This window comes from Candidatus Spechtbacterales bacterium (assembly GCA_040879145.1).
GTDB lineage: Bacteria > Patescibacteriota > Minisyncoccia > Spechtbacterales > 2-12-FULL-38-22 > JAWVZY01.
In genome coordinates, this window is the sequence record JBBDKX010000036.1 from 25,859 (window position 1) to 41,164 (window position 15,306).

The following is a 15,306-nucleotide window of genomic DNA, read 5'->3' on the forward strand; positions in this document are numbered from 1 at the left end:
TATTAATTAATAAACCCCGAAAGAAAATCACCCACAAAATAGGCAACCACAGCGGCAAGACCTGCAACCAGCAACATCTCAAATCCTCCTGCCCACCACTTTTTATCTGAATACATAGTTCGCGCGCTACCAACTAAAAACATGGCTCCGCCCGCAAATATGCTCGCGTACAAAAATTGATTTGTTATAACGCTGTCATAAAAAATAACAAAAGGCAAAAGCGGGATAGTTCCTGCTATTATAAAAGCTACAAGTGTCACAATAGATGCCTTAACCGCGTCTGAGTTTGTTGTAATAGATAAGCCCCTTCTTTCAAAAATTATAAAATCTAAAAAGAATTTTTTATTTTTTATAATAAGAGGTGTTATTGTTTCGGCGTCTTGCGCGCTATACCCCTTTCCGCTAAAAATTTCCTTTACTTCTTTTTTTGCATCTTCGGTGGACGTATCAAACACTCTTTCTTCTTTGGACAACTCGCTTTCATACTGGTCGCTTTCAGATTTAGTTCCCAAATAATTTCCCGCCGCCATAGAAATACCGTCAGCCAAAACATTTGCAAATCCTAATATCAAAACAACAACAGGGCTCAGTGAAGCTCCCACAACTCCCGCAACAATAGCAAAAGTTGTAACAATACCATCGCTTGCGGCATACACCGCATCTTTAAGATAATTTTCTGCCAAATTATTTATTTTTCCTATCATATTAAACATTGTAATACACTCTTGTACTTAGAGCAAAATTTTCTGTGTATAAAAAAGCCCCGGAAATTACCGGGGCATCAAAAGTACTAATTAAAAACAGGGTCTAATTCCTCAAAAAGATAGTGGATCAAATCACGCAATTTGTGGCTGAATTCTGTAACATCTTTTGTGTCAAAATCAAAACCCATGTCCTCAGCGCCTTCAGGCACGAGGTCTATATATTCAGAATGCGTACGCGACTTTTTAACAATAAAGCGCAAAAGATCCAACATAAGCTGAGGACGGCTCTCATTAAATCTATCGTACACAAACGGGTAACGGGGAAAAGCGTTTCTAACTCCTTTCTTTACAAGCTCCTCCTGCTTTTTGCGGTATGCTTCCACGCCGGCCTTGCTGCTTTTGGCATCAAGCCCTATCCAAAGATGTAAATTTCCGGTGCCTTTTATCTCAATATCAACACCTTGATAGTCAAGCTTTTTGGAAGATGTAAGCAGTATCGGAGCATTGTACTCATCCCGAAGCGCGTACAAAGCATTAATTACTTCTCTTTCAGTAAAATCGCCTTTTTCACGCGCGAGTTTATCAAATGTCTGCAAAGAAGCTCTCCTGTGCATGCGTTAACCCTTTGCCTTTCTGTTTTGCTTAAAGAAACCTACAATAATATATACTTTTTATTATATTATGTCAAGGTTTAAAATAAAAAAGACCTGTATTTTACAGGTCTTTTAAAGATCATAAATACTGTCCCATGCCTTCGTCTTCTTCCTGTTGTGAAGTTTGATTGCCGTGCTCACCCCGTTCTCTATAAAACATGCCTGCATACTGCTCCTGCGCGCGAGCTATCTCATTTTGAAGTAATATGCGGCCGGTTTGAAACCCGGTATTATACCCGGACTCATATCCGGCCTCATGTCCGTCAGTATGGCCTGCTTCGTAAGCGGATGAGTTTATAATTACCAAAACATCCTTTTCTGACACGCCCTGCTTTCTAAGCCGGTCAAAACGTTTAAAAATATCGTTTGCAAGAATCTTGTTAGGGTCGTTGTCGTCTGAGACAGAAGTATCCATACAAAAACCTCCTTTTGTTAATCATGTGCTAAGTTTATAATTATATTTTTGAAGAGATTTGTCAATAAAAAAATAGGCCCACAACTTACTTTAAATAAGTTGCGGGCCTCTTGGTACTCACAGATACCCACCTTGGCTGGACAGTTCTGCCTGCGGTGGCTCGCTGGCGGGTCTTTGTCGTTGTTGCATCTGCTGGATGGCAAGAGCCATGCCCTGCTCTCTGCCTGCCTGCATATTAACCTCAGCAACTTTCTGAAGGTTCACACCTATCAGAAAAGACTTTTCTGCGATACTCTTTTGAATATTGGCCTGGGACAGCCCTTCAGCGAGCAATGCTGGCCGAAGGGCTTCAGCTGTTTCCAGAAAAATCTCCAGAATAGGATTGTTCATCATTTTCCTCCTTTCTATGATAGAGCCCCGGGTTCCAAAGAACCCGGGGCCGGTTGGTGCTTAGGATTCCTTGTCCTTGGAATCCTGCTTCTTCTTGTCGGCCTTCTTGTCGGCGCGACGTCGCTTGTTGGTGGGGTTGGGCGGTCCGCAGACCGGCCCGTCGCACCCACAACGACCACCAATGACCTTTTGAGCCATTTCTTTCCTTTCTTGCTTCACTAAAAGAGCGAAGCGGGTCTTGTTACTTCACAGGAATATGACTTACGTCAAATCCCTGAAGCTCGCACTGTTCGGCCTGCCAGCCGGTGATATAAAAGCCCGAGTATTCCTCAGACTGCTCTATCCACCGGACACATTCCGCTTCCTCCGCCCTGTTGACCCCCATGTGCAGCACAAGCCACACAAGCAGAAAAAACAGGAAAAACAGAATTGCATTTCGCACAGTGCTACCTCCTTCAAGGTACTAACTGACAACATTATATCATACTTTATATAATTTGTCCAGTATTTCTGGCAAGGACTGTCCTTGCCAGAAAATATATTTCAAAAGTTGTCCAGCACTACCATGAGTCATTAATACACCGGTCTGACCGGTGTCTGGCAAGGACTGTCCTTGCCAGACATGCATGCGAGTAAACAATAAAAAGCCCCCGCACTATCCAGCTGGAGTGTGGGGGCGAATCCCGGATATTATTCCGGGATTATGTCTGACTTTTTGCAATGTTCTATAAACTTTCGTACAGATTCTTCATACTTTTCCCTGCTAAAATTCGGCATATCTTTCCTAAGATGATAGGGAATATTGCCCTCTATAGAAGGTATAACTACCCCACCTCTTTCAAACCTTCTGCGCTCGTTTTGCGGCAAATCCAAAAAAATATCTATATCTTTTTCGGTGTAACCTGTAATTCTGTATTCCCGCTCAGCACTTTGTACAGGATACGAACGAGAGGGATTTCTTCTAAAAAATTTCCTCAAAATTCTGTGCGCGCACTTTCTCTCATCTCTTCTAAAAAGACTCATCCGCAACTCCTTTATTTATGAACTGCCAATATCATAACAAAAAACCAATCTTAGTCAACCAAATTTTAATATTAAATGGGAAAACCGGTTTTCCCATTTAATTTTAAAACACCGGTCTGACCGGTGTAAAAAAAGCCCCGCACGTTGAAGTTTGGGGCTTCTTGTGCGGGGCTAAAGAGCTATGTAAGTGCGATTTTGGATCCGTTTGAAAGTATCCAGAATACAAAATCGTTTTCTGGGATTCCAATCTTAGCTCCAACTTCGCGGAGTCGCTTGTGAATCTTTTCCGGAACAGTGCCGGTTTGTGATTCCACGCCCAGAATCGCATTTACAAGATTCGCAAAAAGGTTGAGGGACGCTGCCTCCTCCTGCGTCATACCTACTTCAAGACGTTTACTGACCAGAGTCCGCTTCAGTTCCCAAGCGGGACCTTCTTCCGTCTGACGATGGCGCGCGCCCAATCTCTCAAGAGCGCCTCTGATCTTTCGCTCTGCAGATGCTAAATTGCCCTCCAGCGATTCCACTTTACAGGAGTAGGATTCATGCAAATTGTTCCTGTTGTCAAGAACGTGATGTAGGTGACCCCATTCCTCAACGGTGAGTTGAATTTTCATTCTTTTTCCTTTCTTCGGGTTTTGCAAATACTGCGAAAAGTATATCACAGTTAAACTAAAAAATCAAGTTTCAGTTTTAATTCTCGGCAATTTTTATATTTGGATGCAATTCTAAAAATCATTAATACACCGGTCTGACCGGTGTATAGCAAGGTCGGTACTTAAAAAAGATCTGCCGAAGCAACTACATCTTTCTCAAATACTGCCCTGTGTAACTATTTTTAATTTTGCTAACTTCTTGCGGTGTGCCTTGTGCTACGACATACCCGCCCTCATCACCTCCTTCCCGATTTTGTTCAAATCTACGATTTGACCCAAAATCGTGGATCCTCGATTTCTCAACAACAGTTGCTATTTTTTATTGATAAGCCGCTCAATGGCAGCTCGACTTTTCCATCCTTTGATTTGCTTCTCTCTCCTGCGCGCCTCGCTAAGCGTTTTATACTCTTCTAAATGCACTAATTCCCAAGGCTGAGCTGTCTTAGTGGATTTAACACAACCTTGATTATGTCGCTCTAAGCGACCCAATATATCATTACAAGACCCGATGTAATAAATACCTTTATTTAAAGATTTAATAATATAAATATAGTACATAGATAGCAACTGTTGGAGAAATCGGGACAGGCCCTATTGATTTAGGACCTTTCGGAGGTATTGACCAGTGTAACTATTTTTAATTTTGCTAACTTCTTGCGGTGTGCCTTGCGCTACGACATACCCGCCCTCATCACCTCCTTCCGGTCCTAAATCAATCAAATGGTCGGCGTTTTTCACAATATCCAGATTGTGCTCTATAACCAAAACTGAATTTCCTGTTGTAACAAGATCTTTAAGTACGCTTAAAAGTTTATTTACATCATCGGGATGCAGTCCTGTTGTGGGCTCGTCCAAAATATACAGAGTTTGTCCCGTTCCCCTGCGCGCAAGCTCTGTCGCAAGCTTTACCCTTTGCGCCTCCCCTCCGGAGAGCTGTGGCGCGGGCTGGCCTAAATGAATATACCCAAGTCCTACCTGAGCCAAAACATCCAGCTTGTTACGAACATAGGGTATGTTTTCAAAAAACTCGCGGGCTTCATCTACTGTCATCTCCAAAACATCGTGAATATCTTTTCCTTTGTATTTTATTTCCAAAACTTCTTTGTTATATCTTTTCCCTCCGCATGTTTCACACTCCACATAAATATCGCTCATAAAAAACATTTCTACCTTTGTTACTCCCCCACCCCTGCAACGCGAACACCTGCCACCTTTTACATTAAAGCTAAAACGACCAGGCTTATATCCACGTGCCCGCGATTCAGGAAGCCCCGCAAAAAGTTCACGAACCGGAGTAAACACATTTGTATAGGTTGCGGGATTACTGCGAGGCGTTCTGCCTATGGGCGACTGATCAATTACAATAGCTTTATCCAGATTATGCAAACCGATGATGCTTTTATGCTCGCCGGGCATGGTGTGCGCGCCGTGAAACTCTCGCCTTAATACTTTTGCCATAACATCATTTACAAGCGAACTCTTGCCCGAACCCGAAACACCTGTTATTGCAACAAGTTTGCCGAGCGGAATTTTCACATCAATGTTTTTTAAATTATTGTGCCTTACTCCCTTAACGGTTAGATATTTTTGCGCATTACTTTTATTTTTTGGAATTTGAGCTTTGACATTTGACATTGGCATACGTTCGCCTACACGGCGTTTGCCATTCATATATTCCCCCGTCAGCGATTTAGATTTAAGGAGTTGATTATAAGTTCCCTCAAAAACAACCTCTCCCCCGTGTTTTCCCGCACCCGGACCAATATCTATAATATAGTCTGCTTCTTTTATGGTTAGCGTGTCGTGTTCTACGACCAAAACACTGCTACCCAAATCCCGCAACTCCTTCATGGTATCTATAAGGCGCTTTTGGTCCCGTGCGTGAAGACCGATTGAGGGTTCGTCCAAAATATACAAGACCCCGGCAAGATGTGAACCCAGTTGTGTCGCAAGTTGAATGCGCTGCGCCTCTCCCCCGGACAAAGTTCCGGCCTGACGGGACAAAGTTAGGTAGTGCAACCCTACTCTACGCAAAAAATTAAGCCTGTTGACTACCTCTTTAACTACCGGCTCCATTATCTTTTTTTCCGCGCTATTAAAATCTTTACTGTTAGGCAATTCAGAAAAAAAGACGTGCGCGTCATTAATGTGGTAGCTTACAACATCGTAAATGTTTTTACCTGCTATTTTTACAGACAGGGCTTCTTTTTTAAGACGCTTACCCTGACAAGCGGGACAGTTGCGAATATTCATATATTTTTCTATCTCCGCGCGAGTGTGCTCACTCTCAGTCTCCTTGTGCCTGCGTTCCAAATTAGGTATTACGCCTTCCAGGTTTTCATCTCCGTAAAGTACAATATCCAAAGCTGACTTAGGCAAATCTTTTATCCTCACACTCATTGAAAAACCATACTTTTGACTCATCCTGTGGAGTATCGTCCAATACCATCCCTGGCGGCCAACCCTATGCGAAGCCATCATCCAAGGACGTATAGCTCCCTCATCCAGTGTTAAGTTTTTATTCGGCACAACAAGCTCAGGGTCAACTTCCATCTTTGTACCGAGGCCCGAACACTCGGGGCAAGCGCCGTAAGGACTATTAAATGAAAAAGTGCGCGGTTCTACCTCGCGCATGCTAAACCCGCACTTAGGACAAGCAAACTTTTCAGAAAAAACATGCTCGTCATACACAGGTTGAACCTGTGTATTTTTATGTAAAACTATTAGCTGTCCCTTTCCTATCTTTAAGGCCGTTTCTATGGAATCTAAAAGCCGTATTTTATCAAGCTCCTTTTCTATTTCCAACTTATCTACAACAACATCTATTGAGTGCTTTTTCTTAGGATCCAATTCTTTCCCCAATGCTTCTGCGAACGCCATGATAGTGCCGTCAACCCGCGCACGCACAAAACCCGCACTTCCAACCTCTTCTAAAATTGCCTTATGCTCACCCTTCTTTCCTGAAACAAGAGGTGCTAAAATCACAACTTCGCCCTTCAGTTTTTTAACTGTTTCCGATATTTCCTGTGGACTGGATGCCTCAATTAAAATATTACAATTAGGACAATACGGCTTTCCAATATGCGCAAACAAGAGCCGTAAATAATCGTATATTTCTGTTATCGTGCCCACCGTTGAACGTGGATTTTTGGAAACCGTCTTTTGGTCTATCGCGATTGCGGGAGAAATACCCTCAATGCTGTCCACTTCCGGCTTATCCATGACACCCAAAAACTGCCTGGCGTAACTTGAAAGTGATTCTACATAACGTCTTTGGCCTTCCGAATATATGGTGTCAAAAACAAGTGAGCTTTTACCTGAACCGCTTACACCCGTAAAAACCACAAGACTATTCTTGGGAACATCAATATCTATATTCTTTAAATTGTGGGTTTTAGCGCCCTTTATTTTTAGTTTATTGGTCATAAATTTATAGGAGTTAGGCTTTAGCTTTTTAGCTTCTTAGACGTTATTTTTGTTTTTCCTACAAAGCTAAGAACCTAACTCCTAAGACCTACTCACGAAGTAAGCATACCATTATACAGTGTTGTCAATAGTTAATCAAGTAGTGTACAATATGTCCGCAATGAACAAAAATGTATCGATAGAGAAGATAAAAGAACTCCCCCAAAAACCAGGCGTGTATTTTTTAAAAAATAAAAACGGGGATGTTTTTTACATTGGAAAAGCAATAAACATAAAAAGCAGGGTGCAAAACCATAAAAACAACAGTGACCTTTTTAAACCTGAAAAAATACATACTGTTGAGTGGGTGGAAACTGTAAACGAGATAGAAGCGCTCTTAAAAGAGTCTGAGTACATAAAAAAACTTAACCCAAAAATGAACATCCGCCTGCGAGATGATAAAAAATATTTTTATGTAGGAATTACCGGCGAAGATTTGCCGCGGATATTTATTACCCACCAACCACTCAACAAGAAACAAGGTACAAGGATACAAGAAACAAACAAATCTCAAATTACAAATTCCAAACAAAAAGCTAAAAGCCAAAAGCTAAAAGCTATAACCTACTTAGGTCCCTATACTGACGGAGGGGCTTTAAAGTTGACCCTCAAATACCTAAGAAGGCTTTTTCCTTACTACACAACAAATCCAAAACGGCCTCTTTCCGCTAAAAAACATGGCAAGCTCCTCTGTTCTTACTGCCATCTCGGATTATGTCCGGGTCCGGAACCTAAAAAAAGCGAGTACCTAAAAAGTATCAAAGTAATGAAGCAAATCCTTAAGGGCAGAAAAAAGAGCGTAATAAGCGCCCTCAAAAAAGAGATGAAAGAAAACTCCAGACTGGAGAAATTTGAAAAAGCGGCCGAACTTCGCAATATTGCTCAATCCGTTGAAAATATCTTTTCTCACAACACAGTCCTGCCATGGAATGAAGAAGTCAGTAGCAAGCGAACAGATATGGGAACTGCCGAATATCTTGCAAATCTTGTTGGATCAAAAAAACCAATACACTCCATTGAGGGTTACGACATATCAAATATTCAGGGAAAAGAACCCACAGCATCAATGGTGCGATTTCAAAACGGAAAGCCGGAAAAAAACTTATACAGAAAATTCAATATCAAATCTCCGGATGAACCCAACGACTACCTAATGATGCGCGAAGTTGTCAGGCGACGATTAAAAAACAACTGGCCCCTTCCGGACCTCATGCTTATTGACGGCGGTCGCGGACAATTAAATTCAGTTCTTGTTGAACTTCGCAGTGCAAAAGTTAACATACATGCGGTATCTCTTGCTAAGCGCGAGGAGGAGTTATACCTGCCCAAACAAGTAAAACCCATTCCCCTAAATACAATGCCCAGTGAAGTTGAAAACCTTTTGCGCTATGCCCGGGATGAAGCGCACAGATTTGCTGTAAGCCACCACCGCCAAAGACACAGAAAAAAATTCCAATAATCTTGCGTAGGGCATTGTTTTGTTTGGATTTTTTTGATATCCTAAACTTATAACTTTTAAATTTAATTATGTTGTTTACTTCAGTGCTAAAAATAGTTGTTAACGCGTTTGCCATATACTTGGCATCTTTGCTTTTAGACGGCGTACAACTAAATATACCGAACGAATCACAGTGGCAGTATTACGCTATCTTCGCTTTAATTGGTTTTGTAATATGGTTTGGCAATACAGTAATAAAGCCGGTTCTTAAAGTATTGACTTTTCCGCTCATTCTTGTAACATTCGGTTTGTTCAATGTTGTGCTTAACATGCTTATTTTGTGGGGTGCAGACCTACTGCTTCCTCAATTAGAAATAACAGGATTTCTAACTCTGTTGTGGGCATCATTAATAGTTTCATTTATTAACGGCTTACTATTTTTTATATAGCTCGCTTCGCCTGCCTGTGCGTGAACGCACGCAGACAGGCTCGCAGGTATCAGGTTTTAGGTTTTAGGTATTAGACTAATATCTAATACTTAGTGCTTAAAACCTATTTGTGAACGAAGTTAACTCCGACGCTATCAAAATCTTTGATTTTGTTATAGCGTCGAGGATCCACGATACCGCAAGCGAATCAAAGATTCGGGTGGTATCGGGGCAAATACATGGATTTAAAAAACATTCTTCTAATTGCGCAGGTAATAATATCTATCGCGCTAATGACAACAATACTACTCCAAAGAAGAGGCGCAAGCCTTGGGGCTACCTTTGGAGGTGGCGGCGGAGGAGGATACTACCAAAAAAGAGGGGCAGAAAAACTGCTTTTTAATGCGAGTATCGTGCTTTCTATGCTATTTATAGGAATAGCTTTTGTAATACTTGTGATCTCATAGTTTGCTACGTTCATATAACATAGGTCGTATAACGTATAACATCGCGCTTGCTTCGCGAGCACCTAAAAATGTTCTATGTTCCAAGTTCTATGTTCTGTAATTTTGTGTGGCAAAACCGAACAAATGTTTAAAAGAAAGGAAAATAGACTACTTGCTAAGGAAGGGGCTAAAAAAGAAAAGGAAACCGTAAAATTTAGCCAGCGAATACATGATGGATATGTATCGCTGGTTTCTTTTGGTAAAGGAGTGTTCCACAGATTCAAACCTCAGGAAAAATATTTTGCGGGCATCGCCGCGCTTATTATTATAAGCTCTCTTTTTGCCATAGGTGTACAGGTGTACATAACAAAAACAAGCTCTGTTCCAGCCTTTGGCGGAGAATACAGAGAGGCAGTTATCGGTGTTCCGCGTTTTATAAATCCCGTACTTGCGTCTACTAACGATGTAGATAGAGATTTGGTCCACCTTGTTTACTCATCTTTGGTGCGCTACGACAAAAATGGGGGTATAGTTCCCGATCTTGCAGAAGAATACACAATATCAGAAGACGGAAAACAGTATCGCTTTACTCTAAAAAACAACCTAAGGTGGGAGGATGGAACTCCCCTCACCGTCGATGATATTTTATACACGATAGGGCTCATACAAAATCCGCAGTACTCAAGTCCGCTGTTTCAAAGCTGGCAGGGTGTCCAGGTATTTAGCGAAGATAGCAGAACAGTAATTTTTGAACTATCCTCTCCTTATCCGGCATTTATAGAAAATGTCACCTTAGGAATCCTTCCAAAACACATATGGCAGGATGTAGATGAAAAAAATTTTGTTTTAACAGATTTGAATTTAAAACCCATAGGTTCGGGGCTATACAAAGTTGAAAAATTCACAAAAGACAACGCGGGTTTTATATCCTCTTACACGCTTGTGCGCAACGAAAGATATTACAACCAAAAACCGTTTATAAATAAGATTACTTTTAAATTTTTCTCATCAGAAACAGACACGGTAAAAGCTTATAACGCCAAGAGTGTAGACGGAATATCTTTCATTTCTTCAGGGGTAATAACCGAAATGGAAGACAAAGAAGCCTTCAATATGCATGAATTTAAAATGCCAAGATATTTTTCCATATTCATTAACAAGGAAAAAAACGAGGCCTTGCAAGACCTAAAGGTGCGCCAGGCTTTAAGTTACGCCACCAACAGAAAACAAATAATAGACGGCGTTCTTTTAGGTTACGCGCAAGAGGTGGGAACCCCCATACCTCCCAACTTAACTTCATACTACAATGAAAGCGCTGAATTTTTAGACTACAATCCGGAAAAAGCGCGAGAACTTCTTAGAGAAGCGGGGTGGGAGGACAACAACGAAGATGGTATTTTAGAAAAAAGTACAGGGGAAGAAGATGCCGAAGTGCAGGAATTATCCTTAACCCTTGTAACAGCGCAGCGTCCCGAACTTGAGCAGGTTGCGCAACTACTACAAGAGCAGTGGAGGCAAGTTGGAATCAACTTAAATTTTAAAACAGAAGAGTTGGGAGAACTTCAACAAAGCACAATACGTTCGCGCAACTATGAGCTACTCATGTTTGGAGAGATTCTCGGAACCATACCGGATCCCTTCAGTTTCTGGCATTCTTCACAAAAAAATGACCCGGGACTTAATCTTGCAAATTATGATAATAGGGAAATAGATAAGCTGCTTGAAGAGGCGCGGCAAGAGACAAACAAAGAGGCACGCATTGAAAAGCTTAACGAATTTCAGCTCAAGGTAACGGCGGATGTGCCTGCAATATTCCTGTATGACCCCGCATATCTTTACCCTATACAAAAAAGCATACGAGGAATTGAACCTGTCTTTATGGTTGACAGCTCGTGGCGATTCGCAGACATACAAAACTGGTATATAGCAACTAAGAGAGTATTTTAAGCTCGCTTCGCCTGCCTGTGCGTGAACGCACGCAGACAGGCTCGCAGGTATTAGGTTTTAGCTTTTAGGTATCAGACTAGTACCTAGTACCCACAACCTATTTTGTGAGGTGGAGCGAATCCCGACGCTATCAAAATCTTTGATTTTGTTATAGCGTCGAGGATCCACGATACCGCAAGCGAATCAAAGATTCGGGCGGTATCGGGACAAAAACATGAATGAAAAAAATATAGACTCGTATAATATGAGGCAAATAATACTGGACTTTCCCAGGCAGTTCCCCGTCGGGTACGGTGCAGTTGGTGATGCGGGAAAAGAATTTACAAGCAAAGAGTTTAAAAACATAATTATCGCGGGAATGGGAGGGTCAGCGCTTGCGGGGGAGGTTTTAACACTTCTTTCAGGAGCATTAAAACTTCAACTACCTGTGTTTATACATCGAGATTACGGATTAAGCTCTATGGCAAACAAAAACAGTCTTATTGTAACCCTATCCTACTCAGGTAATACAGAGGAAACTCTTTCCGTGTATCAGGCAGCCAAAGAAAAGGGTATAACGCTTGCGGTTATTACAAGCGATGGAAGTCTTAAGCAGATGGCCAAAAAAGACAAAAAACCTTTAGCAATTGTGCCCGAGGGTATCCCCCCTCGCCTCGCAATTGGATATCAATTTTCTGCTCTTTTGGCTATACTTTCAAATGTGGGGATAATTGAACCAAAAGAAGATGTGGTGCAAAAAATATCCTCTGAGTTGAAATCCGCTGAAGTAATGAGTCTCGCAAAAGAATTGGTGGGTGAGATAAAAGAAAAAACTCCCATAATATACTCATCCAAGGCAAATAGTCCCCTTGCATACATAATGAAGATACAGATAAACGAGAACGCGAAAAGACACGCTTTTTATAACTCGTTTCCGGAACTTAATCACAATGAAATACTGGGATACGAAAACTCAAACCCCGACAACTTCTTTGTCTTTATGTTGCGGGATAAAAACGACCACCCGAAAAATCAAAGAAGAATGGAAATAACAGCCAGACTGCTTGAAAAAAGAAAGTACAAAGTTAAATTTATTGACATTGAGGGTGAAAATATGTATAATAGAGCTTTCAATGCCATACTTTTTGGCACTTGGCTCTCATATTATTTAGCTATACAAGATAGTATAGACCCCACTCCTGTTACCCTGATAAAAGAAATTAAACGCTCGCTCAGTTAAAACTTCGCTCTCTTTAGCTTTCAACTTCTGGCTTTTGAACCATTGCGTCAAAGGCGCAATATAAGCTAACAAGCTAAAAGCTATAAGCTAACTCTGCGCAGATGGCGGAATCGGTAGACGCGCTACGTTCAGAACGTAGTGGGCGCAAGCCCGTGGAGGTTCAAGTCCTCTTCTGCGCACAATTTAACGAAGTGAAATTGAGAGTAGGAGAGGATGCAGAACCTCAGGAAGGGGTCCCACCAGAGGCGGGCAAGCAGGCCTGCCTGCCGGCTCGCCTCGCTCTCTCGGCGGAGCGGGCAGGCAGGGAAGCGGGGGGAGTCCTCTTCTGCGCACATGTATTATTATAAATTAACATACAAACTAATTAACACTGTATTCGAACTCTAAAGAATACAATAATTTTGCATTATGAATGCACAACAAAACACACAAAGAAGGTCTCCGCGTCCGCCTGCTATGCAGGCAGATTCGTCTGCGCACATATCAACAAGTAGAGACCCTCAAGCGCAAAAAACAAGTACAGCACCAGAATCAGTTGTAAAAATAATACCTATAGGCGGTCTTGAAGAAGTGGGTCGCAACATGGCGGCTATTGAATACCAAAACAAGGTATTAATAATTGATGTGGGTTTGCAGTTTCCGGAAGAAGATATGCCGGGAATTGATTACATAATACCCAACATCTCATACTTTACCGAAAATAAAGAAAAGGAAATTGTGGGAGTGATAATAACCCACGGGCACCTGGACCATTTTGGAGCCATCCCGCACATAATACCCAAACTGGGAAACCCTCCTATGTTTGCCACGAAGCTAACAAAAGCTTTAATACTAAAAAGACAAACAGACCATCCTGAATCAGGTCCCATTGAAGTAACTGAGTTCACCAAAGACGACGTTTTAAAACTACACCCTTTTGAAATAGAATTTTTCCATGTAAATCACAATGTTCCCGATAGTGTGGGTCTTGTAATAAAGACGCCCGAGGGAAACATTATGCATACGGGTGATTTCAAGTTTGACCACTCCCCCGTAGGGGAAGAACCGGCTGACATAGGAAGAATAGTACAGCTTGCATCCCGGGGCATAGATGTTTTAATGTGCGACTCAACTAACTCGGAAACTCCCGGATACACACTAAGCGAAAGTGAGGTTCAAAGAAACCTTGAAGAGATAGTAAAAGCAGCGCCTGGAAGAGTAATTGCAGCAACTTTCGGCTCTCTTACAAGCCGCGTGCAGGAACTTATAAACATAGCCGAAAAACATGACCGATATGTTGTATTAGACGGTTATACAATGCGGACAAACTACGAGATAGCAAAAGAGTTAGGATATATAAAATCACCGAGAGGCAGGGTCGTATCCATGAAAGAGATAAAAAAATACCCTCCAGAGAAGATTATAGTTATATGTACGGGAGCCCAAGGAGAGGGAGAAGCCGTGCTTATGCGAATTGCGAATAAAGAACACCAGCACATACAGTTGCAGAAAGGAGATTCTGTTATATTCAGTTCTTCAATAGTTCCCGGAAACGAACGTGCTGTACAAGGGTTAAAAGACTTACTAATGAGTCAGGGAGCTAAAATTTTCCATTCACAACTTATGGATATACACGCTTCCGGACACGCCTCAGCGGAGGACTTAAAGCTTATGTTTAACCTTGTAAAGCCTACATATTTGATACCCATACATGGACACAGATATATGCGCCAGACCGAGGCAGACCTGGCTGAAAGCGTGGGTATACCTCAGGAAAACTCTATGGTTATTGAAAACGGGCGGGTTGTTACATTAAGTAAAAAAGATGGTTTGCAGGTAACAAAGGAGCGTGTGCCGACATCTTACGTTATGGTTGACGGACTCGGCATTGGAGACGTCGGACAGGTAGTCTTGCGGGACAGACAAGCACTCAGCCAGGATGGAATGCTTGTTGTTATAGCTGTTGTCGATTCAGAAAAAGGCAAGGTGCGGGGAAATCCCGATATAATATCAAGAGGGTTTGTGTACCTTAGAGAATCAAAACCTCTGTTAATGGATGTGCGCAAAAAAACCAAGGCAATAGTAGAGCACGCGGCAAGCGAGGGTGGCACCACAAACTGGGATTACGTAAAAGAAAACATACGCGATCAGCTGGGAAAACTACTTTTCCAAAAGACAAAGAGAAGGCCGATGATACTACCTGTTATCATACATACCTAAAATATAAAATTTTATCAAACTTAAAACCCCGCTTTACACGGGGTTTTAAGTTTGATATTTATATTTTGACTAAATGGGAAAACCGGTTTTCCCATTTATTTTAACTCTTCCAAGGTATCCAAAAGCTCCTTTTCTTTACTTTCAAGCAATTCTTCACTACGAGCATCAACTATTAACCGTAACTTCGCCTCCGTATTAGATGCGCGAAGCAAAAAGCTCCAATCGGGATACTCAACACGCAACCCGTCCATTTCATTGCAAGAATGGCGAGGTCGGACCTTGCCAAAAAAATGTATCACAGCCGTGATACATTTTTGATACGATTT

Annotated in this window: 15 protein-coding genes and 1 tRNA gene; 7 read left to right on the top strand and 9 right to left on the bottom strand. The window is 41.8% G+C overall.

The window, feature by feature from the left end; all coding sequences use genetic code 11:
* Positions 1-2: 2 nt before the first annotated feature.
* The 8 genes from WDZ40_04060 to uvrA form a co-directional block, all read right to left on the bottom strand.
* Positions 3-704: a VIT1/CCC1 transporter family protein gene (locus WDZ40_04060; protein MEX0878001.1), complete on the bottom strand. Its 702-nt coding sequence runs from the start codon at positions 702-704 to the stop codon at positions 3-5.
* Positions 705-790: 86 nt separating this feature from the next.
* On the bottom strand, positions 791-1,300 hold the full coding sequence (locus WDZ40_04065; protein ID MEX0878002.1) for a hypothetical protein: 510 nt from the start codon (positions 1,298-1,300) through the stop codon (positions 791-793).
* Positions 1,301-1,436: 136 nt separating this feature from the next.
* Entirely contained in the window at positions 1,437-1,772 is a 336-nt protein-coding gene (locus WDZ40_04070; GenBank protein MEX0878003.1) for a hypothetical protein, read from the bottom strand.
* Between the two features lie 117 nt (positions 1,773-1,889).
* A complete protein-coding gene (locus tag WDZ40_04075) occupies positions 1,890-2,162 on the bottom strand; it encodes a hypothetical protein (protein MEX0878004.1) in 273 nt (90 codons plus the stop codon).
* A gap of 60 nt (positions 2,163-2,222) precedes the next feature.
* Positions 2,223-2,360, bottom strand: coding sequence for a hypothetical protein (locus WDZ40_04080; GenBank protein MEX0878005.1), 138 nt, complete (start codon positions 2,358-2,360; stop codon positions 2,223-2,225).
* A gap of 492 nt (positions 2,361-2,852) precedes the next feature.
* Positions 2,853-3,185 carry a hypothetical protein gene (locus WDZ40_04085; GenBank protein MEX0878006.1) on the bottom strand — a complete coding sequence of 111 codons (333 nt, stop codon included), beginning with the start codon at positions 3,183-3,185 and terminating at the stop codon, positions 2,853-2,855.
* 179 nt (positions 3,186-3,364) lie between these two features.
* Positions 3,365-3,847: a hypothetical protein gene (locus WDZ40_04090; protein MEX0878007.1), complete on the bottom strand. Its 483-nt coding sequence runs from the start codon at positions 3,845-3,847 to the stop codon at positions 3,365-3,367.
* A gap of 582 nt (positions 3,848-4,429) precedes the next feature.
* Positions 4,430-7,264, bottom strand: a complete 2,835-nt coding sequence (gene uvrA, locus WDZ40_04095; GenBank protein MEX0878008.1) for an excinuclease ABC subunit UvrA — start codon at positions 7,262-7,264, stop codon at positions 4,430-4,432.
* A 151-nt stretch (positions 7,265-7,415) separates the two neighbouring features.
* On the opposite strand from uvrA, the gene WDZ40_04100 reads away from it, so the two are divergent.
* The 7 genes from WDZ40_04100 to WDZ40_04130 all read left to right on the top strand — a co-directional run bounded on the left by WDZ40_04100 (position 7,416) and on the right by WDZ40_04130 (position 14,980).
* A complete protein-coding gene (locus WDZ40_04100; protein ID MEX0878009.1) occupies positions 7,416-8,762 on the top strand; it encodes a GIY-YIG nuclease family protein in 1,347 nt (448 codons plus the stop codon).
* Between the two features lie 68 nt (positions 8,763-8,830).
* Positions 8,831-9,190: a phage holin family protein gene (locus tag WDZ40_04105; protein MEX0878010.1), complete on the top strand. Its 360-nt coding sequence runs from the start codon at positions 8,831-8,833 to the stop codon at positions 9,188-9,190.
* Positions 9,191-9,408: 218 nt separating this feature from the next.
* Positions 9,409-9,636, top strand: coding sequence for a preprotein translocase subunit SecG (secG, locus tag WDZ40_04110; protein ID MEX0878011.1), 228 nt, complete (start codon positions 9,409-9,411; stop codon positions 9,634-9,636).
* A 123-nt stretch (positions 9,637-9,759) separates the two neighbouring features.
* Positions 9,760-11,562 carry an ABC transporter substrate-binding protein gene (locus WDZ40_04115; protein ID MEX0878012.1) on the top strand — a complete coding sequence of 601 codons (1,803 nt, stop codon included), beginning with the start codon at positions 9,760-9,762 and terminating at the stop codon, positions 11,560-11,562.
* A gap of 214 nt (positions 11,563-11,776) precedes the next feature.
* A complete protein-coding gene (locus WDZ40_04120; protein ID MEX0878013.1) occupies positions 11,777-12,781 on the top strand; it encodes a bifunctional phosphoglucose/phosphomannose isomerase in 1,005 nt (334 codons plus the stop codon).
* 95 nt (positions 12,782-12,876) lie between these two features.
* A tRNA-Leu gene (locus WDZ40_04125) sits at positions 12,877-12,960 on the top strand.
* Between the two features lie 229 nt (positions 12,961-13,189).
* The gene (locus tag WDZ40_04130) at positions 13,190-14,980 is read left to right on the top strand and encodes a ribonuclease J (GenBank protein MEX0878014.1); all 1,791 of its coding nucleotides are present in this window, start codon (positions 13,190-13,192) and stop codon (positions 14,978-14,980) included.
* Positions 14,981-15,075: 95 nt separating this feature from the next.
* Here WDZ40_04130 and WDZ40_04135 read toward each other — a convergent pair whose 3' ends face one another.
* The gene (locus tag WDZ40_04135; protein ID MEX0878015.1) at positions 15,076-15,231 is read right to left on the bottom strand and encodes a hypothetical protein; all 156 of its coding nucleotides are present in this window, start codon (positions 15,229-15,231) and stop codon (positions 15,076-15,078) included.
* Positions 15,232-15,306 lie beyond the last annotated feature (75 nt).